Source organism: Anaerosolibacter sp., from assembly GCF_029240175.1.
Taxonomy (GTDB): Bacteria; Bacillota; Clostridia; order Peptostreptococcales; family Thermotaleaceae; genus Anaerosolibacter.
The window spans coordinates 1-23717 of sequence record NZ_JARBTM010000031.1 but is presented as its reverse complement, the minus strand read 5'-3'; the positions used below and the strand labels follow the sequence as shown (position 1 = coordinate 23717).

Here is a 23717-nt window from a genome sequence, read left to right as displayed (position 1 = left end):
TTTGTTGAATTACTGTACACTACTTCGTGTTCCTCTTATTTTGTATTCCATATTCAACTATGTTTCTCCTGCCGGTTAATTAAATAACAGTAATTATATACGCTGCTCGATTTTCTGAATATCGTCATTATGGCCTACCACGACCAATACATCATCCTTATTGATCATATCCGAGGCATTAGGAGATATGTTGATTTCAGCACCATGCTTGATGGCCATAACATTGATCCCGTACTTGGCCCGCATATTTAAATCCTTTAGATTTTTTCCTTCCCACTCCTTAAGTGCAGATATTTCTACGATGCTGTAATCTGGGGCAACTTCAATGTAATCTAATATATTTGATGACACTAGGTTGTGGGCTACCCGTACGCCCATATCCCGCTCAGGGAATACAACACGGTCTGCGCCAATTTTATACAGCACCTTGGCGTGCAATTCATTCTGAGCCTTTGTTACCACATACTTGATCCCCAATTCCTTTGCAATCAGCGTAATCAATATGGATGATTGGATGTTAGAACCGATGGTAACAACAGCCACATCAAAATTCCGAATACCTAAGGATTTGAGAGAAGTTTCATCAGTAGCATCCACCTGAACTGCATGGGTAACCGAATCAGCAATGTCCTGTATCACATCTTCATTCTCATCAATGGCTAATACATCATAGCCTAAACTATACAATGTCCTTGCAACACTAGATCCAAATCTTCCGCATCCGATAACGACAAATTGTTTCATATTCTATATCCCCTTTCTATCCTACAATTACCTTTTCTTCAGGATATTTGTATACACCTTTATTCTTTCGTTGTTGACTCGCTAATGCCAAGGCTACCGTCAGAGGTCCAAGCCTCCCTGCAAACATGGTCAAGGAAATAATTATTTTACCCAAAAGCGTCAACTGAGATGTAATACCTAAGGATAAGCCTACGGTTCCAAAGGCTGAAGTTGTTTCAAAAAAAATCTCTAGAAACCCATGTCCCTTCTCCGTAATTGTCAATATCATCGTCACTATCATAACCAGGGCCATGGCTATTCCTATGATAGCCAAAGAGCGGCTCATGATCTCCCTGGGTAGTCTCCTGTGAAAAATCTCTGTATCTTCCTTCCCTCTTATTTCCGAAATAATTGTCCAGATCAATACCCCCGCAGTAGTGGTTTTTACGCCTCCAGCAGTACCCGCAGGTGAACCGCCGATAAACATTAGCACGATTGTAAAAAATATTGCAGCCATGGTAAGCTGGTCTGTGGGGAGTGTATTAAAACCTGCTGTTCTTGGTGTAACTGAATGAAAGAAAGCAGATAATAGTTTTCCTTTTAAAGGCAATGTCCCCATGGTATTTGGATTGCTATACTCTAAGGCTAAAATCACGATAAACCCGATGAACAGTAAACTTGCTGTTGCCACCAACACTACCTTGGAATGCAAAGAGAACTTTTTGAAGTTTCTCTTTTGTAAAATCTCTAGAACCACTGTATAGCCTAGTCCACCTGCAACAATCAAAAAGCAAACTGTTAGGTTAATCAATGCATCATTTGCAAAGGGTACTAAACTCCTAAAATCACCAATAAGGTCGAATCCCGCATTGCAAAATGCAGAAATTGCATGGAATATGCTATATCCAATTCCCTTCCATAATCCATAGATAGGAATAAATTTTATGGACAGCAGGATAGCTCCAATACCCTCTATGGTAAAAGTAGTAATCAGTATGTATTGGGTCAATCGTACGATACCCTCTATATTGAATTGATTGAGCGCTTCTTGCATAACCAACCGCTCTCTCAGAGAAATTCTCCGTCCAAAGATTAGGGCCATAAAGGTCGCCATGGTCATAAACCCTAGTCCACCTATTTGTATCAGCAACAGGATAATTACCTGTCCAAATACGGTCCAATAGGTACCTGTATCTACAACGACCAGTCCTGTCACACAAACGGCTGAAGTGGAAGTAAAGAGGGCATTGATGAAGCCTATGCTCTCTCCAGTTTTTGTAGCAATAGGTAAATTTAATAATATAGCGCCAATAAAAATCACTGCCGCAAATCCAAGGACAAGGATTTGTGCAGGATTTAATTTCACATCATTCAATCTCATCCTGTCTATCTTAATCATCTCCTAACATACAAAGCCTTACTGTATTCATTATCACCAAAATTTGTTATCTTATGTTTCATTTTTCGCTGACTTATCTATTATTAGCCTGTGGCAGTACTGAATAATGTCGCTTCTTTTGATAATACCAATAAAAACACCCTGATCATCAATCACAGGAACAAAATTTTGATTCTCCGCCAAAGTAAGTAAATCTTCAATATTTGCATTAATAGATACTGGCTTATTGATTATTCGCTTTGGTATATCTTTGATAAGAATCTTGTTGGCCTCCTTCAGACTAAAATCCGACATCCCTTTTAGTTTCCAAAGCATATCCCCCTCCGTTAAGGTGCCTACATATCTTCCATCCTCATCTATCAAAGGTACCGCTGTATATCGATGGTATTCCATCCTTTCTAGGGCCTGTCTCATGGTTGACCCAGGCAGCTCATAAATCACTTCACTTTTTGGTGTAAGAAAAAATGCAATATTCATTGTTTCTCCCTTCTTTCCTTTTTCCCTTTATTTAATGAAAGTATATTTCTTAAACAATAAAAAAGGCCATGGAGAATCCCATGGCACTCATAGTCAGATACTCCTTCTTCACTGCCTGCGAGGTTAGCTGACGGGCTCGGATTGAAAGAGTGATCCTATCCAACTCGGAATTCGCCCCAAAGGTGGGTCCCCCGCTTCCATAAGGAATTCGGCATTATTACTTTTCAGCTTTCATTATAAATTGATTTACCACTTCCGTCAAAGGGAATTTTTACTGTTCCCCGCTTGTTTTCTATGCCTTTCCTGTTCTTTTTAGACTTTTGTCTTTATTTCCAAAGCTTTACTATCTGTATCTTTATCCTTCTCTATTTATACGTATCAAACCAGCCTTTTCGCTTAAACCAAATAAACATAACACAACCGATGGTTCCCATCAATCCCAATACCGCGAAATAACCATATCGCCACTGAAGTTCAGGCATATAGGTAAAGTTCATACCATAGACCCCTGAAATAAAAGTGAGAGGGATAAAAATGGTTGTGATCACTGTTAAGAGCATCATGATGGCATTCATACGATTAGAATTTATGGCCAGGTAACTATCTCGCATGTCTGCGGTTACCTCAAGATTAGACTCTACCATCTCTGAAAGCTTTAATAGGTGATCATAAATATCATCAAAATACAGTTTTTGCTCATGAAACTCCTTTAAATGGCTAGAATTAAGAATGCGATACAATAGATCCCGCATAGAATTAATCAGTCGTCTTAATTTCATTAAATCTTTACGAATATCAAAAACCTTGTCCATCAACATTCTCGTTGAAAGTCCTTCCTCATTATCCTCAAGCTCTTCAATCTTATCCTCTATCTGATATACAGCAGGGAAATACTCATCGGTAATCTTATCAAAAATTAAATGGGTAATAAATATGGGATCTTGATTTTCTATGGTACTTCCTTCTGTCACCTTTTGCCATGCCCCATCCATTTCAAATGAATGCTTTAGATGTACAGATACCACGTAATTTTTTCCTACAAAGAGGTCAATTTCTTCTGCTGCCATGGAATGTTTATTTAAGGAATTTACCACGAAAAAGATATAATCATCATAGTAGTCAAGCTTAGGTCGCTGCAGCATATACAGGCAATCTTCTATCGCCAACGGATGAAACTGAAATTCGTTTTCCAATAGCACGATTTCCTCTTCCTGTGGATTTTCAAAGTCTACCCAAAACCATTTGAGTCTCATTTTGCTAAGTTTCTCTATTGGAACATCCATGATTATTTCTAAATCCTCAGTAACCACCAAAGTACGAATCAAACCCTTTGACACCACCTATTCATTTTGCCATATTAACGAAGTATTATTTATTGATATATCTTTTTCATTTATGCCTATTATTGCTTTTTGTTAAATATCTAATAATAATTATCCCCACCAAAGGAATTGCCATCACTAGAAACAATAAGTACCCCGCTGAATCAACAATTCTTTGAATATCATCTAAATTATGTCCCAGTTGATATCCAAGATAAACCATCAGCGTTATCCATGGGGTAATTCCTAAAAAAGTATAGAGAACAAATTTGGTGAATCTCATATTATGCATACCTGCAATATAAGAAAAATAATTACTCAAAAAAGTGGGCCTGGATAAACACACAGCAATTTCTCCATATTTGTTAAACAAGTCTTCCACCATACTGATTTTATCTTGATGTTTTTCCATTGTTTTCTCAAATCGTTTCTGGGCAAAATCATTCACATGTTTACCTATATAATAGGGAATAAGGGTTGCCAAAGTATATGCACTACTGCCTAGGAGGAGCATGAAGAGTGGATTGAGCTGATAAAGCTTGACAAAGAATCCGCTTAATACCAGTATCAGAGTACCAGGAAAAGGCAGAGAGCTCCCTTCTAAAAACATACCTATGAACATAGCTAGATATCCATATATGCCTGACTTCTGGGTAATATCAGCAAGCTTTCCTATCAGCGAAGTTGCTATACCTATAACCATATCTATCTCCTCCTTTTCTAGATATATTAGCATCATTATAACAGAATCTCCTCTCTATTTATATAAGGTTTATCTTTCCACTATCTCTTGTATTATACATATGTTTAGCATAAAGTTCTGATACAAACTACTTGACATGTCCACCCTTTTTCACATATCCTATTCATAGAAAGTGAATACTATTTGTTAGGTGAGGCTCCTGCAAGGATATATGCTACTGCCCAGAAAAATCGAGAGATTCCAATGGGTCAACAGAGATGATCGTGAAGGTTGTATCTAATGTAGCTGACATTGGTCAACGCTTTGTAGTGCTAAAGCTCAACATGAAAAAGAATGATAGGCTTTTTAGTGTTGTGCTAAAAAGCTTTGTTTTTTATTTGGAGAAATAGGAGGTGGGATCAATGGATTCAGGTCCGTATGCCAGTTGTTATATGGACAATTTCATACCATCGCAGGGTTCTGAATCCATGATGTCACCATTGGACTCAGCCTCTGCCGAATAAGAGGAGGGAGAACATGCCTTATGAATTCTATGAAAAAGATTTAATTCAATTTTTAATAAATACAAGTCAAGCGCAAATCGATGAACTCATCGAGGATATCCATCCAGCGGATATTTTGGATGCAATCCATGCCTATGAGGGGGATAAGCTGCTTCTCTTTCAAAAGCTCCCAGAATGGGTAATTGCAGCAATCATTGACTATGCAGAAGACGAAGAAAAATATGAACTTCTTTCCATCTTTCCTGAAAAAAGACAGAAGGATATCGTAGAGGAAATGTCTTCTGATGAGCTGGTGGATCTTTTGGGTTCTATTCCAAAGGAACAAGCCGATGACATCATTGTTAAGCTTGATTTAGAAGAAGCCGAAGAAGTAAGGGAATTATTAACGTATAAACCCGATACCGCTGGTGGTATCATGGCCACTGAGTTTATATGTGTTCAAGATACCATGTCTGTGGGTTCAACCTTAAAATATTTGCAACAAGAAGCCCCTGATGCAGAAACTGCCTATTACATCTATGTATTGGGTGAAGACGACCATCTAAAAGGTGTTGTGTCTTTAAGAGATATCGTTGTAAGCAATTTTGATGTGAAAATTGGTGATATTATGAATGAAAATGTCATCAGTATTCCTGTAGATATGGACCAGGAAGAAGTGGGTCATATCTTTGAAAAATACAGCTTTCTTACTATGCCTGTTGTAAATGACAAGGACGAGATGCTGGGCATTGTTACCGTGGATGACATCATGGCCGTATTGAGCGATGAACATACAGAGGATATGTATCGTCTGGCCGGTCTCCAGGAGGGAGAAAAAGTAACAGGGACGATTGGCGAATCAGTGAAAAGTCGCTTGCCCTGGCTCTTTGTAAATTTGGTCACTGCTATGCTTGCAGCAGCCACCGTCAGCTTATTTGAGGATACCATATCAAAGGTTGTAGCCCTAGCTACTTTTATGCCTATTGTGGCGGGTATGGGTGGTAATGCAGGGACTCAAACCTTAACCTTAATTGTCCGGGGAATCGCCCTGGGAGAATTGACTTTTGAAAATGCAAAAAAGGTTCTCGTGAAAGAATTTGGTGTAGGCATCAGCAATGGTTTTGCCATTGGTCTAGCAGTAGCAACCTTGGGATATTTCTGGGAACGAAAACCTATCTTTGGCCTCGTGATCGGCTTGGCCATGTTTTTAAACCTCATCGCAGCCACAACTGCTGGTTTTCTCGTGCCTGTAACCCTTAAAAGATTCAAAATTGACCCTGCCCTCGCATCAGCCGTATTTGTCACCACCGTTACAGATGTATTAGGCTTTTTCTTCTTCTTAGGATTGGCCACTCTATTTATAACACATTTAATATAGTTATTGAGGCTATTAACATATCTCTTGGAGGCAAAAATGAAAAGATTGATTTTACTGACAATACTCTTAAGCATATTGGCCATTGTGCCTACATACGGTGAGGAAATTCAGAGCTATACTGAAACTGCCATTGTCCTGGAGGTGCTAGATCTAGACGATCAGTCCCAGCATGTCCAGTTAAAAATTACCAGCGGTAAGTACAAAGAAAAGATTGTAGAGACCATCAATCATCTTTCAGGTAATTATATCTACGATATTCCTGTGAAGGAAAATGACAAAGTGGTTGTTGTCATTGAAGAGCAGAATGATACCATAGAGGTCTTTGTTTCCGATTATATGCGACAAAATTATGCCATTTACTTAGGTCTTCTTTTTGTTGCTTTGATTCTGCTCATCGGGCGGAAAAAAGGGCTCAAGGCTGTGATTACCCTAACGATTACATTATTCACCATTCTCAAGGTATTATTGCCCTTGATTTTAAGAGGTTATCACCCTGTCCCCATTACCATTGCCGCTTCGGTTTTTATTACTGTTATTACCTTGTTTATCATTGCAGGTATCAATAGTAAAAGCATCGCCGCAATCCTAGGTACAACGGGCGGTGTTCTTACTGCTGGACTTCTGGCCTATCTTATCGGCAGCAAGGTTCGTTTGACAGGAATGAGCAGCGAGGAGGCCGTCATGCTTACCTATATCCCCCAGGCCATCGCCTTTGATTTCAGGGGACTGCTTTTCTCTGGAATCATTCTAGGCGCCTTAGGTGCCGTGATGGATATCGGCATGTCCATCGCATCCTCTATCGAAGAGATTCATCGGGTTAACCCGCGCTTAACCCAAAAAGAGCTTTTTGCCTCAGGAATGAATGTAGGCCAAGATGTGATGGGAACAATGACCAACACCTTGATTCTAGCCTATACAGGCAGTTCTATTCCCTTGCTGCTTCTATTTATGGCCTACGAGACCTCATTTGTTAAGATTCTTAACTTGGATATCATTGCCACGGAGGTCATTCGTTCCCTTGCTGGCAGTATCGGTCTAGTGGTGGCGATTCCAATCACTGCCTTGGTGTCAAGCTTCTTTATCAAGAAAAATAAAGCAGAAAACGATAAAACCCAGGAAGATCATTCGTGATCTTCCTGGGTTTTTATCGTTTATAATACAAAGCTCATCATTCGGAGCACTTCAAAATAATCATGAGATTCAAAGCTTACAGCATTGGCTGACAACTGCTTCATCCCAGGATAAAAGGAGGCTTTATAGGCCTTCTTATGCGCAGTAAAGGAAATCTCTACTTCGAAGTATTCTGGGACTTCAATTTTGCATAATGCCAGATCCCCTTTTAATGCCAGCTCTACTTCTTTTTTAATGTGTTCCACAGCTACCTGGGGATGGATACTTATGGTGGAGTCTCCGATTCCTTCATTCACAGCCAGTGTTCTTATGCTGCTATTCATTGCTTTAGCTTCCTCCATCAAGCCCTTATCCCCGCTGATAAATACTACGGGTACGCCCAGAGACGCGGCGGCATAAGCGTGAATCATAAACTCGCTGGCATAAATACCATTCATCTTAATGTATTGAATCCCATGGGCATCCATTGTATGGGCTAAAGGATTATGATTAGACCCTGCCCAGGAGTGATATCCCACAAATAATAATGCATCAAAGGATTCATCCAGTTCCTGTACCATGGAAAATGGGTGACCGCTCCAGCCCCGTATGAGTCGAGTAATCTCTGGAAGGGCTTCTGGGTCGATGTTTCTACCTGTTTCATGGGCATCCTTTACCCATATCTCTGCAGCACCAGCCCTCAATGCGCCTTCACAGGCTGCTGCTACTTCCCTTGTCATTTGCTCTGCAAAGTATCCATAATCTCCTTTGCCTTTATCGGTTTCATTCCAATGGGTAATTCCCGTTACCCCTTCAATATCTGCACTAATGTAAATCTTCATATGTTTTCCCCCTTTTGGTAATGATAAACGGAACGGTTACTAACAGTACCCTACAGATATATTCCCTTGTAGGGAATGGTCAGCGATCATTCCCATTGATTGTAATGCTTGTTTTCATATCTACTTTATCAGTTCTATAAAGTCTTTTAAAACCCTTGTAATTATTTTATTTCTACGAAATATTTATAGATGTACTTGAATCATATGTACATCTTTCATTGTTTTATAAAAATTTACCGTTTAAAACTACAGAAAGCGTGTAACATTTATAAAGAAGCTGCGTCTAATGGATAAGCTAGCAGAAAGGAGGAACCAGCTGTGCACAGTAATCTAGAGGGCCTTTGCTTAAGCTACTATGATGATATCTTTAGATATTCTTTGTCTCTGTGTCATGATCGAGAGCTGGCACAAGACATCACCCAAGATACCTTTCTCAAGGCACTAAAATCCCTTCATCAATTGAAGGAACCTGCAAAGCTTAAAACCTGGCTATTTACTATTTCTCGCAACCTGTTTATCTCAAAGGTACGCCAGACCAATAAATACAATGCCGTTTCTACTGAAACACTTCTTACAGAAATTATAGATACCAAGATTCTTTCCCCTGAGCAGCAGTATCTGTTAAAAGAAAGTACAGATTATATTGAAAGAATCATTGGTAAATTGACGGAAGAGGAACAGCAAATATTCCATATGAAGGTTTGGGAAAAGTATTCCTACGAAGAGATAGCCGAAATCCTCGGGATGAATCCCAATACAGCCCGGGTAAAATTTCACCGATTAAGAATCAAACTGGTAAACTTTATAAAGGAGGGTGAACGATATGAATAAGTGTATATTGGTCAGCGATTTGCTGCCACTCTATATAGAAGACCTGCTCAGCGAAGAGAGCAAAGAATTTGTTGAAGTCCATTTAAAAGAATGTCCTGACTGTGCTTCCCTTTACGAAGCACTGCAGAACGACCAGCCATCTACGGATACCTCCAGCATAGACAAGGAAAAATCAGTCCGCTCTATCCTGAAAGGTTATCGTAAATGGTTCTATACCTTGGTCATCGCTGTGATGCTTAGTTCCCTAATAGGCGGTATCCTAGGCACTTATTTTGTCATGAAATACGAAGAGCTTGTGCCCACCAATATAGCCAAGGATTTCGTCACCTATGCCCTGAAAGGAGACCGGTGGGTATACCAAGAAAAAATTGCCGTTGATCTCAAAGAGCAGATTTCTTTTGATCAGTATTTTGATTGGGAGACATGGGAGGATGTGGAACAAGATACTGTCCTGATAGCACCCAAGGGCTTCAAGGTATATAAAAGCATTCTTGCCCAGGAGTTTGGCCCTATTGATGTTTCTCTTAAGGTGGGGTTGGTTCTCACAAGAGATGGATTCAAAGTGTTCCAGGTTTCTATTAATGATAGGGAGACTTACTTGAAAAAGAAAGCTGCGTACATCTCAAATCTAAATAATAAGGGTGAAACCCACAACGTGGAGGTTCTACCTACCAACCCTTCGGTAGGTGAATATTTCGTTGAAGGCAGGATCTTAGAAATTAAGGATGGACAAATCCATATAGAACAGCACATGGATACCGGAAGCCAGCAAATTTCTCGTTTCCTCGTCCCAGAAAATACCCTTCTCGTAAAGCATGCCATTGTAAACAATCAAGATTATTTTGACCGTATCACACTAGATAGATTTCATGTGGGAGATGTGATTGCCATCATTTTCACCAAGGAAAATCTCCCTAGAGCGATTATCCTGGCACAATAGAAAATTTTCAAAAGACCTGGGCATTGCCCAGGTCTTTTAATGGATCTATTCTTTTTCGTTGAATCTCGGGTTATACTATAATAAAATAGTATTAATCAAACCCTTGGGAGTGAATTTCGTGATGGATAGAACATATATCGCAGATAAATTAAAAGAATATGGCTATAAGCTGACCAATCAGCGTAGAGCCATTATCGATGTACTGGTTGAACACCAAGGGCATTTCCTTTCAGCGGAGGAAATCTATTTGAAGTCCAAGGACAAGTTTGCCCAAACCAATTTTTCCACCATCTATCGAAATCTAGAAATTCTCGTGAACACCCATATTATCCATAAAACACAGATCAAGGATGGTACTTTCAGCTATGAACTTGTCTGTTCTGATGCCCACCATCATCACTTAATCTGCAAAGGCTGCGGTAAAACAGAAAATATTGATTTTTGTCCCATTGAAGATTTGCAGAAAAAGCTTGGTTCTAAAAATTTTGTCCTTACAGATCATAAATTTGAATTATACGGTTACTGCCAAAAGTGTCAGAAATAGAAGTGTCAAGATTGAGATCTTGGTCTTATATAAACAACAACAAACTCACCGCCATGACTATCATCCCCATAACCAATCCATAGATGGATAAATGATGCTCTCCATATTCCCTTGCGGTTGGCAGCAGCTGGTCTAGGGAAATAAATACCATGATACCGCCTACGGCTGCGAAAACAATACCAAATACCATATCTGTCATGATCGGTGCCAACAGGAGGTAGCCCACAATGGCTCCTACTGGTTCCGCCAGCCCTGAGAGGAAAGAATACTGAAAGGCCTTCTTTCGGCTTCCTGTCGCATAAAATACAGGTATAGAAACGGCTATTCCCTCAGGTATATTGTGAATCGCAACGGCAATGGCAATACTAACCCCCAGCGCTGGGTCTTTTATAGCAGAAATCAAAGTTGCAAACCCTTCTGGGAAGTTATGGATAGCCACTGCCAAGGCAGTAAAGACTCCCATTCTCATTAGGCTTTTATTCTCCTTATCCATCTTTACATCCTGAGGTGCTCTCGCTTTTTCTACGGTATGAATCTCATGAGGATTTTCAAAAGATGGAATGAGCTTATCAATCAGCGCAATGACAAACATCCCTCCAAAAAAAGATATCACCGTAATCCATGAACCTACTTTCTCTCCCAATTCACTTATTAAAGCGCCTTGAGCCTTCGTGAAAATCTCTATCATCGAAACATAAATCATCACACCTGCTGAAAATCCAAGGGTTAGGGAGAGAAATTTTTTGTTTGTTTTTTTTGTAAAGAAAGCCAATGCACTTCCAATTCCTGTAGATAGTCCAGCAAACACCGTTAAACCAAAAGCTAGTAATAAGTTATCCATCCTTGAATCCCCCTCATATATCTCTCATTTCTTATTATTATCCAAAAATTCCATCGTGAAACAATATCTCATTTTTATGATAATTCCCATTAGTATATTAGAAATTTTTTCTATGTTTTATATACAGGATCATTCTGCATGTGAAGAAAGGGACCCTCATAGTGATATCCCTTTTGTTTATAGATTCTATACATTCCTCTTATGTACATTCAACTCCTGATCTTTCTAGTGTAATGATAGCATTCTGAATCTATTATGCAGACTGGACGATATAGATGGGTGTAGAATACTCTAGCATTTTTTTTACGTGATTTTTCGCCATCATGAATGAATGATATTTTTCATCTGAAAGCCTCGGATCTCCATAGACCCTCCAGCCTTTTATCTTGGTTAACTTCAGTGAAGAATGTCCAATAAATCCTATAACATCCTTTAGAGGATATCCTAGAAATAACCCAATCTCATCTGGAATTTCTCCCGAATGCATCTTGTTTAACAGCAGATTTAAATAGTCCTCCATGTCATAATTTTTGGCGTATCCCAGCTGCCTTAAAAACTTTAGATTTCTTGAATCACTTAATGCTTGATTTAAAGAAGCTTTATGATAAAAGAACAATTTGGTACAGCCGTTAGAAATTGTTACCTCTTTATATCCTATCTTACTGCAGTAATGGAATACCTGCTTAATGATTTCCATTTTATTAATACCCTCTTGATTATTTTTAGGAAAACTGAGTATCTCTGCAGGTTTAGCACCTAAAAGCACAGGTCCTAGCAGCTGTATCAGCCATTTTATAAAATCATCAGAACTATTATTCAGACAATAGCATCCTGTATTATTTTTATCCATCCTCTTTTACCTCCGTCTCAGTCCATAGGAATATTTTGTATAACGCAAATAATGATAATGATAATCTGTCTCAATTAATTATATCATGATTCCTATATCTCTGCTACATGGAATATTTCTTTACAAACAAAAACACCTCCTTTGAGGCGTTATTATTAATATTGCTTTCTTTCTTATCATATTTTCATGTCCCTATCCATATCCTCATAGTATACCCCTTTTTCTTTCGTGGCTAGAAATAATTTTCCCCTCACCTTATTCACCATTCATTATTTTCATGATAGACTATTTAGGAAACCAGTATTTAGCATTTTAAACTGTGGCATACTGGGTATAAGTAATCGGTATAAGATTATGAATATATAATAAGGAGAATTATATGCTAACTCATTCCATTGCAATAACTGATAAAGAGCTTTTTGATGCTTATTTAAAATCTAGTCCCTATGGATCTTCCGATCTGAACTTTACAAATCTTTTTATGTGGCGACATCTTTATAAACTGAAATATAGAGTAATTGATGACCTATTATGGATCTCCGGCGTATACTATGACAAACCCTTCCTGCTTCCTCCTCTTTTTAAGGATTCAGGTGCTTTGGCGGCTTTACCAGCTAGCTTAGAGGTATTAAAAGGGCATTTTGATAAAGTAAATCACCCTTTCATGATTAAGTTCCTTCCAGCCGAGGTTGTAGCGTTTTTCGAAAGCATAGCACCACAACACTTCCGATTCCAACGAGATCGTGACAATGATGACTATATCTATTTGTCCAAGGATTTGATGGAGCTAAAGGGCAGAAAGCTTCATAGTAAGAAAAACCATTTGAATTTTTTCCGTAAGCACATGGAATTTGACTATGTCCCCCTCACCAAGGAACTTATGGGGGATTGTTTGGCATTAACCCAACGGCTGAAGACGGGCAATTATAGTGATTTAGAGTTGGATTTACTCCAAAATGAGGAGTTTGCTATTAAAGAAGCCCTCCAGCATATGGATCAATTACAGCTTGTAGGGAGCGCAATTTGGGTGGATGGTCAACTGGAAGCCTTTACTTTTGGAGAGAAGCTGACTGAAGATACCATGCTGGTTCATATTGAGAAGGCCAATGCAGAGATCCGTGGATTATATCAAGCAATCAATCAACAGTTTTGCATCCATCACTGCGAAGATGTTATCTATGTGAATCGGGAAGAGGACATGGGCTTTGACTATCTACGAAAAGCCAAAGAATCCTATAACCCTATAAAAATGCTTGAAAAGTATGACGTTTTTCTTAATATATAGAGGTGTACAGGGGGGATATTGTGATTATTAGACGTCTAGAAAAGAAGGATATGGACACTGCAAAAGCATTGTGGCGTTATGCCTTTGAGAGTCAAGAACCCTTTTGCAGTTGGTATTTCGACGAGGTACTCGTACCGGAGAATCTAGTGGGTATTTTTATTGAAAATGATTTGGCTGCTTGTCTTCAGTTAAACCCATACCGTTTATGGTTGAATGGCAATAGCTTCGATACTTCCTATGTGGTGGGTGTCATTACAAACCCAGCCTATCGTCATAGGGGTCTTACCAAAGAACTAATGACTGCTGCCATGATAGAAATGAATCATAAAGGCCATGGTGTTTCTATTCTTATGCCTTTTGATACGAGCTTTTATAGCACTTATGGCTGGGAATTATGCTATTCGCAGCTCCGCTATGAAATTCCCATGGACATGCTGAAGTCCTTTGGTCATTCACAAGGAAACTTTACAGCTGTTAATGCCAAAGATCACTGGGATGCGCTTCAAAGTATTTATACGGCACACCTAAAAAAATATCATGGTTATATCCAGCGTACCCCTAAGGATTGGGAAGTTCTTGTTCAGGATTTACGCCATGACGGCGGCTATAGCTACCTTCTGGTGGACGACACAGGCGCTCCTGCAGGATATATCTTCTATTTCCTAAAGGATGGCGCCTTAAATGTCCGTGAGCTGGCTTACAACAGCTATTGGGCAAAGAAATCTTTGATTCATTTCATCTATCGCCATAAGTCCCAGGTCTCAAAAGCAGTATGGCCTGCCCCTGTTGGAGATTTAGACTTCCTCTTCCTTCGGGATACCATCAAGCCGACCCATACCAATATCATACGCGTTCTTCCTTTCATGGCTGGAAGGGTCATTAATGTGAAAAATGCTTTGGAAACCTGCCGTTATGCTAAGGATATAAACCTGTCTTTTTCCATGGAAATTTCAGATACATACTGTCCTTGGAACAATGGCATCTTTTCCGTAATCATCAAGGACGGTATCCCAACGGTTCAAGAGACAAAGGATATCCAGCCCGATCTATCCTGCAGCATTAACGGCTTTTCCCGTTTATTCTTTGGTGCTGTTAGTCTAGAACAAGCATTGTTTGCAGATGCCGTTCAATTGCACACCCGGGGGCATTCTAAAAATCTAGAAATTATTTTTCAACAAAGAAATAACTTTATCAATGAATATTTCTAAGTTCATAAAATATAAAAGACCTCTCACCGAGGTCTTTTATCCTATCATTCACTAATTGTAGTAGAACTACTTATGGTTTTACGAAGATTTTTCTTAATGCTTTTTCCAACCATGACCATCAGCAAAATACAAACAGACAATAGTACGATGGTACCTCCGGAAGCTAGTTCAAAATAGTATGAAACAATAATCCCAGAGATCACTGCCATCTGTGCAAAAATGATGGCCCAAATCGTTGCATGTTTGAAGCTTTTTGCAATCTGCAAGCTTGTAGCCACTGGAATCACCATCAAAGAAGAAACAAGAAGTACACCCACAATACGCATAGATACAGTAATAGTTGTAGCAATCATCAAAATAAAGAATACATTAATCCATTTCACCGGGACCCCTGCCAAGCGTGCCCCTTCCTCATCAAAGGCAATATAGAACAATTCCTTATAGAGCAGCTTTACCGCAGCGATGATAAAGATCCCCAAACCTCCGATCATCCAAGTATCTTCTTTTAATACCGTAGTAATACTGCCAAAAAGATAACCAAATAAATCTACATTGAAGCCCTTGGCTAAACTAACCAATACCACGGCAGTTCCAATCCCTGCTGAAAGAATAATGGCAATGGCAAGCTCAGCATACTGCTCATAGGCTTTTCTTAGTTTCTCGATGGCCAAGGCCGCTCCCACAGAAAATAGCAGCGCTGTCCACAAGGGATATACACCTCCAAGGATTCCCGCCGCCACACCGGCAAGGGCCACATGGGACAAGCTATCTCCAATCAAAGACATTCTTCTCAGTACAAGAAAAATTCCAATGAGGGGACACAATATACCAATGGTAATCCCTGCAAATAATGCCCTTTGCATAAATCCATATTGTAAAAATTCAAGCATATTCTACTGCTCCTTCTTAATGGGGGTGATGATGAACCAAAAGCTTCATCTGATCCCCATAGAATTGTGTCATTACTTCACTTAATGGCACGTTACAGCAGTTATGGTGGGTAACTAGACGCTTATCCCCCATACAGGCCACCCGGCTCACCTTTTCTGTAATCATACCAATATCATGGGAAATCATCACAATGGTGATCCCCATCTCTTTATTCAACTTCTCTAACAGCTTATAGAATTCTCCTTGAGATTTTAGATCAATCCCAACAGTAGGCTCATCTAGAAAGATAATTTTTGGCGCGCTTACCAACGCCCTAGCAATAAATACCTTCTGCTGCTGGCCCCCTGACAAATTACCAATTAACCGCTTGCAGTAGGATTCCATTCCTACCACTTTCAATGCTTCCTGGATCCGTTCCCTATGGACTTGATTGAGTCTACGAAACAACCCGATATGAGAATATAGATTCGCCCCTACCACCTCTTCTACCGTAGCTGGAAAGCTGGTGTTAAAGGAAGTGGCTTTTTGAGCCACATAGCCAATCTTTCCCCAATCTTTAAATTTCTCGATATTTTGCCCAAATATCTCGATGTTTCCCTGTTGAGGCTTGAGGATATTCAGCATCAACTTCAATAATGTGCTTTTTGCTGAACCATTTGGCCCTACAATGCCTACATAATCCCCTTCATAAACATCTAAATTGATATTGTCCAAAACCAAACTTTCATCGTATCCAAAGGACACCTCTTTTATTTGTATGACTTTATCCATTCCTATTCTCCTAATGCTTTTTTTAATGCTGCTAGGTTTTCCTCCATAACAGTGATGTAATCCTTTCCAGCATCGATTTCTTCCTGGGTTAGCCCTTCTAATGGATTTAGTACAGCTATATCGGCCCCTACTTCATTGGCCAATACCTGAGCTAATCTAGGACTTGTTAATGTCTCAAAGAAAATATACTTTAGATTGTATTCCTTTGCAAACTCCGTAAGCTCTGCCAGTTTTGCCGCGCTTGGCTCTTCCTGAGGGGATAAGCCCGTAATCGCCACTTGCTCTAATCCATAACGGTTGGTCAAATAACCAAAGGCTGCATGGGCTACCACTATCTCTTTTCTCTTCGCATTGCTTAATTCCTGCTTATATTTTTCATCTAACGCATTTAATCTATCCATATATTCCTTGAAGTTTGCTTCATAGAAATCTTTGTTAACTTCATCGGCTTGTATAAAGGCATCCTTAATATTCTCCGCCTGTTTTATGGCATTCATGGGATTTAGCCACACATGGGGATCGTATTCTCCATGTTCTTCTTCCTCTTCTTCATGCTCATCTTCATGGGCCTCTCCCTCTATAAGGTCTGTACCTTGGGATGCTTCTACAATGATGAGTTGATCACTCTGAATGGAAGCTGTGAGTTTCTCTATCCAAGGCTCCATTTCCAAACCATTGTAGATGAGTACATCGGCCTTTTCCATTTCTCCCATGATCTTTGCTGTAGGCTCCCAGTCATGGGCCTCTACCCCTGGCGGAATCATCAGCTTAAGGTCTATTTTATCTTTTCCTACGTTTTTTGCAAAATCATACATGGGATAAAAGCTTGTATATACCAACAGTTTTTCCTCTGTATTCCCTTGGGTCTCTTCCACTGGTTTACTACAACCACCTGTAAACAATAGAATCAAAATCAATAGAATACTCCATAATTTAAATTTGCTTTGTTTCATGCTTTCCCTTCACTCCTTCTCTATGTAAGTCGTTTGTTTTAAAGCTTCTAACGACGTTTTCTGCACTGGTTTTGGGTCATTCAAAATGTAAATGACAATGATTTGCATCTATTATGAATATATCATAATCTTTTTCTAAATGCAATTCATTCCTATTTTCATATATTCATATATGCTATATGTTTAGGATAGGTTTGTTTTTAAGGATTATTGCCTTGTTCTATCTACATTACTCTGACGCTTGAATTTTTTAAATAATATTCTTGACATATTCTTTGGACTAATGATAAGATTGTGTCAAACAACATAGAACCTTCAGGGCAGGGTGTAATTCCCGACCGGCGGTAAAGTCCGCGAGCGACGAAAGTTGCTGAACTGGTGTAATTCCAGTACCGACAGTAAAGTCTGGATGGAAGAAGGTACATAATAAGGTCACAGGTGTAATTTATTTCCTCTTTCGTGACATAGAATGAACAAGCCCTGAAAATACTATTTTCAGGGCTTATTATATTTTTGAGGTGATTTCATGGAATTAAAATATATGCATAGGGCTTTACTGCTGGCTCGACAAGGTATTGGCTATACCCGCCCCAATCCTTTGGTGGGTGCTGTCATTGTAAAAGAGGATCATGTCATCGGTGAAGGCTACCATGAGATTTATGGAGGCCCCCATGCCGAGATCAATGCCTTTAACAATGCCACAGAGGATGTCCGCGGTGCCACCATGTATGTGACCCTGGAGCCTTGCTCCCATTATGGCAAAACACCGCCCTGTGCCCATGCCATTGTAGAAAAAGGGATTAAAAAGGTAGTTATCGCCATGGTTGACCCAAATCCTTTGGTGGCAGGCAGAGGTGTGGATATCCTAAAGTCCAATGGTATTGAGGTTATTACAGGCGTACTTGAAAATGAGGCAAAAAAATTAAATGAAATCTTCATAAAATATATCACCACAGGTCGTCCATTTTGCCTCCTTAAAACAGCCATGACCCTAGATGGAAAGATCGCTGCCCATACGGGAGATTCCAGGTGGATTACCAATAAGAAGTCTAGAGGGTATGTTCATGAGCTAAGACATCGATATGCGGGCATCATGGTAGGCATCGGCACTGTGTTAGCTGATGATCCTATGCTTACCACACGTTTAGAAAATGGTGTAGGGATTGACCCTGTTCGCATTATTGTCGATAGTCAGGGGCGGATTCCTCTGGAATCCCGGGTCCTCCATCTTTCTTCTAGCGCTAAAACACTGATTGCCACAACAGATCAAATTCCCAAGGAGAAGCTGCTCGCCCTTCAATCGTTAGGCGCTGAAGTTATCCTGCTTCCAAGCATACAGGGACAAGTAAGCTTACCTGATTTAATGAAAGCCCTAGGTGAAAGAAAGCTCGACAGCATCCTCCTTGAAGGCGGCAGCACCCTAAACTATGCTGCTTTAGAAGCTGGGATTGTGGACAAAGTCATGGCCTTTATCTCTCCGAAGCTATTAGGCGGTGCCCATGCAAAAACCCCTATAGGCGGCCAGGGTAAATCCCTTGTAAGAGATGCTATAGAGCTTAAAAGTATTTCTATTCATCGATTCGATGAGGATATTCTGATCGAAGGGTATTTGGATAAGCAGGTATAGATTTAATCCTTATCAAAATTTACATTGGTACAAGGATAATAACCTATTTGGTTAGCAGTTAGCCGTTAGCGGCTTAAAAAATCTCTTACTGCTAACTGCTAACCGCTAACCTAATAAATTAAGAAATTTTATAATAAGTAACAACTTTAGTATCATCAATACATTGCTATAATCATAAGCCGAAAGGAGGTTTTCCTTATATGTTTACAGGAATTGTAGAAGAGGTTGGCACCGTTCAATCCGTATTGAAAGGCACCAAGTCCGCCAAGATCGTTATCCAAGCCCATAAGGTATTAGAAGATGTCAAGCTTGGAGATAGCATCTGTACCAACGGTGTGTGCTTAACCGTTACAGATTTTACTTCCCACAGTTTTGCCGTGGATATCATGGCTGAAACCATGGGCCGTTCCAATCTAAAAAATGTTGTCCCAGGAAGCAAAGTCAACCTGGAGCGAGCCTTGCGTCTCAGTGACCGTTTGGGCGGTCATCTGGTCAGCGGTCATATCGATGGTGTAGGGATCATACGGGATTTCAAAAAAGAAGATAATGCCGTTTGGGTATCCATCAGTACGCCTCCTGAAATACTAAAGTATATCATTCTTAAGGGCTCTATTGCCATTGATGGTATTAGCTTGACAGTGGCTTATGTGGATGAAAGCACTTTCAAAGTATCTGTTATTCCCCATACCAAGGACGTGACCACACTCCTTAACAAGAGCCCAGGTGACGAAGTAAATCTAGAGGGAGACATGATCGGAAAGTATATTGAACGTTTCTTAACTTTTAATGACAAGCCAGCCCCTCAAAAGGGCATGGATTTAAGTTTCCTGATAGAGCATGGTTTTGTATAACCCCCTAGGAAGACAAGAACAAAAGCATTTTATGCTCTAGAATCAAAGGAAACGCTTCGCTGTAACCCTCCAAATATTAGACATAAAGGGGTGAACCCCTTTAAAAATCCCCAATGTTAATGAAACTGAAAACCATAATTTCCTTAACATGAACAAAGGCTACTCGCCCCTCGCTTCTCGCTTATGGGAAAAAGATTTTTATTCCTAGATTTAGCGAGTAGCTAGCAGCGAATAGCGAATGGCAATTCTAGCTTTCAACTTATAGAAGAGGTGATAAAATGTACAAGTTTAATACCATTGAAGAAGCCATTGAGGATATACGAAATGGTAAGATTATTGTAGTTGTAGATGATGAAGACCGTGAAAATGAGGGAGATCTGCTCATGGCTGCGGAAAAGGCAACGCCTGAAGCCATCAACTTCATGGCCAAATACGGTCGTGGGCTAATTTGCATGCCCATCCTTGGAGAAAGACTTCGAGAACTTAAGATTCCTCAAATGGTTAACCAAAATACCGATCTACACCAAACAGCTTTTACAGTCTCCATAGATGCCGTGGAAACCACCACCGGAATCTCTGCCTTTGAACGCTCTGCCACAATCCTAAAGGTCCTTGATTCTGACACAAAGCCTGAGGACTTTAAGCGTCCTGGTCATATTTTTCCCTTAGAAGCTAGAGAAGGCGGTGTATTGAAGCGTTCTGGTCATACAGAAGCAGCCGTTGATTTTGCCAGATTGGCGGGTTTATATCCTGCTGGTGTCATCTGTGAAATTATGAATGAAGACGGCTCCATGGCACGGGTTAAGGAATTGATGCCTTATGTCGAGGAGCATCAATTAAAAATTGTAACCATCGCAGATTTAATTGCCTACCGCCGTAAGCATGAGCTGCTGGTAGAGAAAGTTACGGAAGCCAGTATGCCTACAAAATATGGTGATTTTCGAATTGTCGGTTATCAAAATAAACTAAATGGTGAGCACCATCTCGCTTTGGTCAAGGGAGATATTTCCGATGGGAATCCAGTTCTTGTGAGGGTCCACTCAGAATGCCTTACAGGAGACGCTTTTGGTTCCATGCGCTGTGATTGCGGGGATCAATATGCTGCTGCCATGAAGGCCATTGATGAAGAAGGCCGTGGTGTTCTCCTTTATATGCGCCAGGAGGGCCGCGGCATCGGTTTGATCAATAAATTAAAAGCCTACGCTTTACAGGATCAAGGCATGGATACAGTAGAAGCCAACCTTGCCTTAGGTTTCCCCGAAGATATGCGTGACTATGGCATTGGCGCCCAGATTTTATTCGATCTAGGTATCCGGAGAATACGCCTGATGACCAATAATCCCAAAAAGCTATCGGGACTTACAGGCTATGGTTTAGAGGTCGTAGAACGAGTTCCAATTCAGATGAACCATAATGAAAGAAATGCCTATTACTTACAAACAAAAAAAGCGAAACTAGGTCATATGTTGAAATTTAAGGAGGAATAAGAATGAAAATTTATGAAGGAAAACTAATTGCCCAAGGTTTGAAGTTTGGCATCATCGTAGGAAGATTCAATGAGTTTATCGGTGGTAAGCTTTTAAGCGGTGCCTTGGATGCCCTGAAGCGTCATGGCGTCGAAGAAAAGGATGTGGAGATCGCCTGGGTACCTGGAGCCTTTGAAATTCCTTTAGTAGCGAAGAAAATGGCTGCATCTGAAAAATATGATGGCGTCATCTGTCTAGGGGCTGTCATTCGTGGTTCTACTCCCCATTTTGATTACGTGTCCAACGAGGTTACCAAAGGTGTCGCCAGCGTTTCTCTGGATACAGGCGTACCAGTAATTTTTGGTGTTCTGACCACAGATACCATCGAGCAAGCCATTGAGCGGGCAGGCACAAAAGCTGGTAACAAAGGCTACGAAGCCGCTGTTACAGCCATCGAAATGGCAAACCTATTAAAAGAGTTTTAATATCAAGAGAAGCGATATGATTTCGCTTCTCTTTTCTTTTGTATATTTCTTGTTATTTTTATAAGAATAATAGTATGTATACTACATAAAGGGAGGTTCCCATATTGTCTGATAAATCAAAGAAGCAAAAAGCCTTTTCACCCCTTTACCATCCCATTCGGTACATCATACGCAAAATGATGGCAAATGGTTTTAATACCTATACTGAAGTCCTAATGACCGATAATTATGATGAAAATGCTTTTGAAATTATCATGGCAACCCTGAAGACAGGAGTTCAGATAGCTATAGAAAATGAACTTCGTGCAGCAGGCGGTGTTGCCATAGACCGTCCCCTTGGTTCCTCCAGGAAATTTCCATCCCTAGATGATCTCATGTTCAGCATTGCACAGCTCTATGTAATGCCCCAGGAAATTGAAACCCCTGTGGATACCCGGGTCATCATTGGAAAAAAATCAAAGCATCCTTTTACCATAGACATCCCCATCCTTATTGCCCCTATGGCCTATGGCACCGCTTTGTCTAAGGGTGTGAAAATCGCCTTTGCCAAGGCTTCCGCCCAAGTAGGTACAGCCACCACCTCTGGTGAGGGCCCTATGCTAGAAGAAGAATTTAAGGAATCCAAACATTATATTCTTCAGTATAATCGGGGCGATTGGGCAAAGGATGAGGAAACCCTTCGTAAAGCAGATGCCATTGAAATACAATTCGGGCAAGGCGCCATCGGGGGTGTAGGCAGTCGGACAAAAGCAGAAAATATAGACGCTGAGATGAGAAAATACTTTAAAATTCCTACTGGAAAAGATATTGTTGCCCATTCTAGACAACCTGAAGTGCAGCATCCTAGAGATCTTGTCAAACTGGTCAAGAAGTTAAAGGATATTACAGGAGACAAGCCCATCGGTGCTAAAATCGGTGCTGGCAAATATCTCGAAGCTGATTTAGATATTCTTTGCAGTGCTGGTATAGACTTTATCTGTGTTGACAGCGCTGAAGCAGGCACCAAAGGCTCTGTGCCCATCCTTCAGGATGACTTTGGTGTACCAGCACCTTTTGCTATTTCTCGAGCTGCAGAATGGCTTAATAAAAATAACTTCAAAGATCATGTGACGCTTTTGGCCTCTGGAAAAATCAGAGCCCCTGGAGACATGCTAAAGGCATGTGCCTTGGGTGCAGAAGCCTGCTATATAGGAAATGCTGCCCTATTTACCGTTTCCCATACCCAAGCATTAAAAACATTGCCCTTTGAGCCGGTTACTCAACTGGTATGGTATGATGGAGAATTTGAGGACGAATTCAATATCGAAGATGGAGCCGCTTCTCTGGCTAACTATCTAAAATCCTGTAAGCAGGAACTAGACAAGGGTATTCTCGCCCTGGGTAAGACAAGCTTAAAGGAGGTAAACAAAAGCGACTTATGCTCCTTGAGCGAACTGATTTCCAAGGGTTGTGGTGTACCCATGTGCTATGAGCCCTATGAATATGAGGATAAGTTTAAGGGTGTCCAGGAGGTCCATGAAGAACAGGAAAAACAGGAAAAAAAATCTCGTCGTCGCATTATTATTGGCAAGAGCAAGGATAGTGAAGATAACAAAGAGAAGGATGACAGAGAACAAAAAAAAGAAAGAGAGTAGACAATCCAATGTCATTAAGTTTAGCTTGATGATTGCAAGTACGGCTCCAGAAAAAGGTTGTGAATGCATTTTATTCACTGCCTTTTTCATTTTTTTGTATTACA

23 protein-coding genes and 3 riboswitches are annotated in these 23717 nt (G+C 40.3%); of the genes, 12 read left to right on the top strand and 11 right to left on the bottom strand.

Going from position 1 to position 23717, the window contains the following annotated elements:
• Positions 1 to 93: 93 nt before the first annotated feature.
• From K0R93_RS17355 to K0R93_RS17335, 5 genes are all read right to left on the bottom strand, one after another.
• Positions 94 to 744 carry a potassium channel family protein gene (locus K0R93_RS17355; protein WP_300304048.1) on the bottom strand — a complete coding sequence of 217 codons (651 nt, stop codon included), beginning with the start codon at positions 742 to 744 and terminating at the stop codon, positions 94 to 96.
• Between the two features lie 16 nt (positions 745 to 760).
• A complete protein-coding gene (locus K0R93_RS17350) occupies positions 761 to 2122 on the bottom strand; it encodes a TrkH family potassium uptake protein (protein ID WP_300304045.1) in 1362 nt (453 codons plus the stop codon).
• Positions 2123 to 2173: 51 nt separating this feature from the next.
• Positions 2174 to 2599 carry a CBS domain-containing protein gene (locus K0R93_RS17345; protein WP_300304042.1) on the bottom strand — a complete coding sequence of 142 codons (426 nt, stop codon included), beginning with the start codon at positions 2597 to 2599 and terminating at the stop codon, positions 2174 to 2176.
• 97 nt (positions 2600 to 2696) lie between these two features.
• A riboswitch (cyclic di-AMP (ydaO/yuaA leader) is annotated at positions 2697 to 2823 on the bottom strand.
• Positions 2824 to 2964: 141 nt separating this feature from the next.
• Complete coding sequence (corA, locus tag K0R93_RS17340; RefSeq protein ID WP_300304039.1) at positions 2965 to 3924, bottom strand: magnesium/cobalt transporter CorA; 960 nt, start codon at positions 3922 to 3924, stop codon at positions 2965 to 2967.
• A gap of 64 nt (positions 3925 to 3988) precedes the next feature.
• The gene (locus K0R93_RS17335) at positions 3989 to 4624 is read right to left on the bottom strand and encodes a DedA family protein (protein ID WP_300304036.1); all 636 of its coding nucleotides are present in this window, start codon (positions 4622 to 4624) and stop codon (positions 3989 to 3991) included.
• Positions 4625 to 4799: 175 nt separating this feature from the next.
• Positions 4800 to 4960: riboswitch (M-box (ykoK) riboswitch) on the top strand.
• Positions 4961 to 5140: 180 nt separating this feature from the next.
• On the opposite strand from K0R93_RS17335, the gene mgtE reads away from it, so the two are divergent.
• Both mgtE and K0R93_RS17325 read left to right on the top strand, forming a co-directional pair.
• Positions 5141 to 6484, top strand: coding sequence for a magnesium transporter (gene mgtE, locus K0R93_RS17330; RefSeq protein ID WP_300304034.1), 1344 nt, complete (start codon positions 5141 to 5143; stop codon positions 6482 to 6484).
• A gap of 36 nt (positions 6485 to 6520) precedes the next feature.
• The gene (locus tag K0R93_RS17325; RefSeq protein ID WP_300304031.1) at positions 6521 to 7615 is read left to right on the top strand and encodes a YibE/F family protein; all 1095 of its coding nucleotides are present in this window, start codon (positions 6521 to 6523) and stop codon (positions 7613 to 7615) included.
• 20 nt (positions 7616 to 7635) lie between these two features.
• On the opposite strand, the gene K0R93_RS17320 is transcribed toward K0R93_RS17325, so the two are convergent.
• Complete coding sequence (locus K0R93_RS17320; protein WP_300304028.1) at positions 7636 to 8436, bottom strand: M55 family metallopeptidase; 801 nt, start codon at positions 8434 to 8436, stop codon at positions 7636 to 7638.
• Between the two features lie 318 nt (positions 8437 to 8754).
• Here K0R93_RS17320 and K0R93_RS17315 point away from each other — a divergent pair, with 318 nt between their 5' ends.
• The 3 genes from K0R93_RS17315 to K0R93_RS17305 all read left to right on the top strand — a co-directional run bounded on the left by K0R93_RS17315 (position 8755) and on the right by K0R93_RS17305 (position 10751).
• On the top strand, positions 8755 to 9267 hold the full coding sequence (locus K0R93_RS17315; protein WP_300304025.1) for an RNA polymerase sigma factor: 513 nt from the start codon (positions 8755 to 8757) through the stop codon (positions 9265 to 9267).
• Entirely contained in the window at positions 9260 to 10207 is a 948-nt protein-coding gene (locus K0R93_RS17310; RefSeq protein WP_300304022.1) for a zf-HC2 domain-containing protein, read from the top strand. The genes K0R93_RS17315 and K0R93_RS17310 overlap by 8 nt, the downstream gene beginning before the upstream one ends.
• A gap of 121 nt (positions 10208 to 10328) precedes the next feature.
• Positions 10329 to 10751 (top strand): Fur family transcriptional regulator, encoded by a 423-nt coding sequence (locus K0R93_RS17305; RefSeq protein WP_300304068.1) that lies wholly within the window; start codon positions 10329 to 10331, stop codon positions 10749 to 10751.
• 25 nt (positions 10752 to 10776) lie between these two features.
• Here the strand turns inward: K0R93_RS17305 and zupT are convergent, their stop codons facing one another.
• Positions 10777 to 11592, bottom strand: a complete 816-nt coding sequence (zupT, locus tag K0R93_RS17300) for a zinc transporter ZupT (RefSeq protein ID WP_300304019.1) — start codon at positions 11590 to 11592, stop codon at positions 10777 to 10779.
• A gap of 253 nt (positions 11593 to 11845) precedes the next feature.
• Positions 11846 to 12442: a DUF3793 family protein gene (locus K0R93_RS17295; RefSeq protein ID WP_300304016.1), complete on the bottom strand. Its 597-nt coding sequence runs from the start codon at positions 12440 to 12442 to the stop codon at positions 11846 to 11848.
• Between the two features lie 379 nt (positions 12443 to 12821).
• Here K0R93_RS17295 and K0R93_RS17290 point away from each other — a divergent pair, with 379 nt between their 5' ends.
• The gene (locus tag K0R93_RS17290; RefSeq protein WP_300304013.1) at positions 12822 to 13727 is read left to right on the top strand and encodes a DUF2156 domain-containing protein; all 906 of its coding nucleotides are present in this window, start codon (positions 12822 to 12824) and stop codon (positions 13725 to 13727) included.
• Between the two features lie 20 nt (positions 13728 to 13747).
• Positions 13748 to 14935, top strand: a complete 1188-nt coding sequence (locus K0R93_RS17285) for a GNAT family N-acetyltransferase (protein ID WP_300304010.1) — start codon at positions 13748 to 13750, stop codon at positions 14933 to 14935.
• A gap of 44 nt (positions 14936 to 14979) precedes the next feature.
• On the opposite strand, the gene K0R93_RS17280 is transcribed toward K0R93_RS17285, so the two are convergent.
• From K0R93_RS17280 to K0R93_RS17270, 3 genes are read right to left on the bottom strand one after another with little or no spacing between them, the layout of a single operon-like run.
• Entirely contained in the window at positions 14980 to 15825 is an 846-nt protein-coding gene (locus K0R93_RS17280; RefSeq protein WP_300304007.1) for a metal ABC transporter permease, read from the bottom strand.
• Between the two features lie 16 nt (positions 15826 to 15841).
• The gene (locus tag K0R93_RS17275; protein WP_300304004.1) at positions 15842 to 16597 is read right to left on the bottom strand and encodes a metal ABC transporter ATP-binding protein; all 756 of its coding nucleotides are present in this window, start codon (positions 16595 to 16597) and stop codon (positions 15842 to 15844) included.
• Positions 16598 to 16599: 2 nt separating this feature from the next.
• On the bottom strand, positions 16600 to 17550 hold the full coding sequence (locus K0R93_RS17270; protein WP_300304001.1) for a metal ABC transporter substrate-binding protein: 951 nt from the start codon (positions 17548 to 17550) through the stop codon (positions 16600 to 16602).
• A 307-nt stretch (positions 17551 to 17857) separates the two neighbouring features.
• A riboswitch (FMN riboswitch) is annotated at positions 17858 to 17975 on the top strand.
• Between the two features lie 101 nt (positions 17976 to 18076).
• Here K0R93_RS17270 and ribD point away from each other — a divergent pair.
• The 5 genes from ribD to K0R93_RS17245 all read left to right on the top strand — a co-directional run bounded on the left by ribD (position 18077) and on the right by K0R93_RS17245 (position 23613).
• Positions 18077 to 19177, top strand: coding sequence for a bifunctional diaminohydroxyphosphoribosylaminopyrimidine deaminase/5-amino-6-(5-phosphoribosylamino)uracil reductase RibD (ribD, locus tag K0R93_RS17265; RefSeq protein WP_300303998.1), 1101 nt, complete (start codon positions 18077 to 18079; stop codon positions 19175 to 19177).
• Between the two features lie 200 nt (positions 19178 to 19377).
• Complete coding sequence (locus K0R93_RS17260; RefSeq protein WP_300303995.1) at positions 19378 to 20028, top strand: riboflavin synthase; 651 nt, start codon at positions 19378 to 19380, stop codon at positions 20026 to 20028.
• A 278-nt stretch (positions 20029 to 20306) separates the two neighbouring features.
• The gene (locus K0R93_RS17255) at positions 20307 to 21515 is read left to right on the top strand and encodes a bifunctional 3,4-dihydroxy-2-butanone-4-phosphate synthase/GTP cyclohydrolase II (RefSeq protein WP_300303992.1); all 1209 of its coding nucleotides are present in this window, start codon (positions 20307 to 20309) and stop codon (positions 21513 to 21515) included.
• 2 nt (positions 21516 to 21517) lie between these two features.
• A complete protein-coding gene (gene ribH / locus K0R93_RS17250) occupies positions 21518 to 21979 on the top strand; it encodes a 6,7-dimethyl-8-ribityllumazine synthase (RefSeq protein WP_300303990.1) in 462 nt (153 codons plus the stop codon).
• Positions 21980 to 22083: 104 nt separating this feature from the next.
• Positions 22084 to 23613: an FMN-binding glutamate synthase family protein gene (locus K0R93_RS17245; protein ID WP_300303987.1), complete on the top strand. Its 1530-nt coding sequence runs from the start codon at positions 22084 to 22086 to the stop codon at positions 23611 to 23613.
• Positions 23614 to 23717 lie beyond the last annotated feature (104 nt).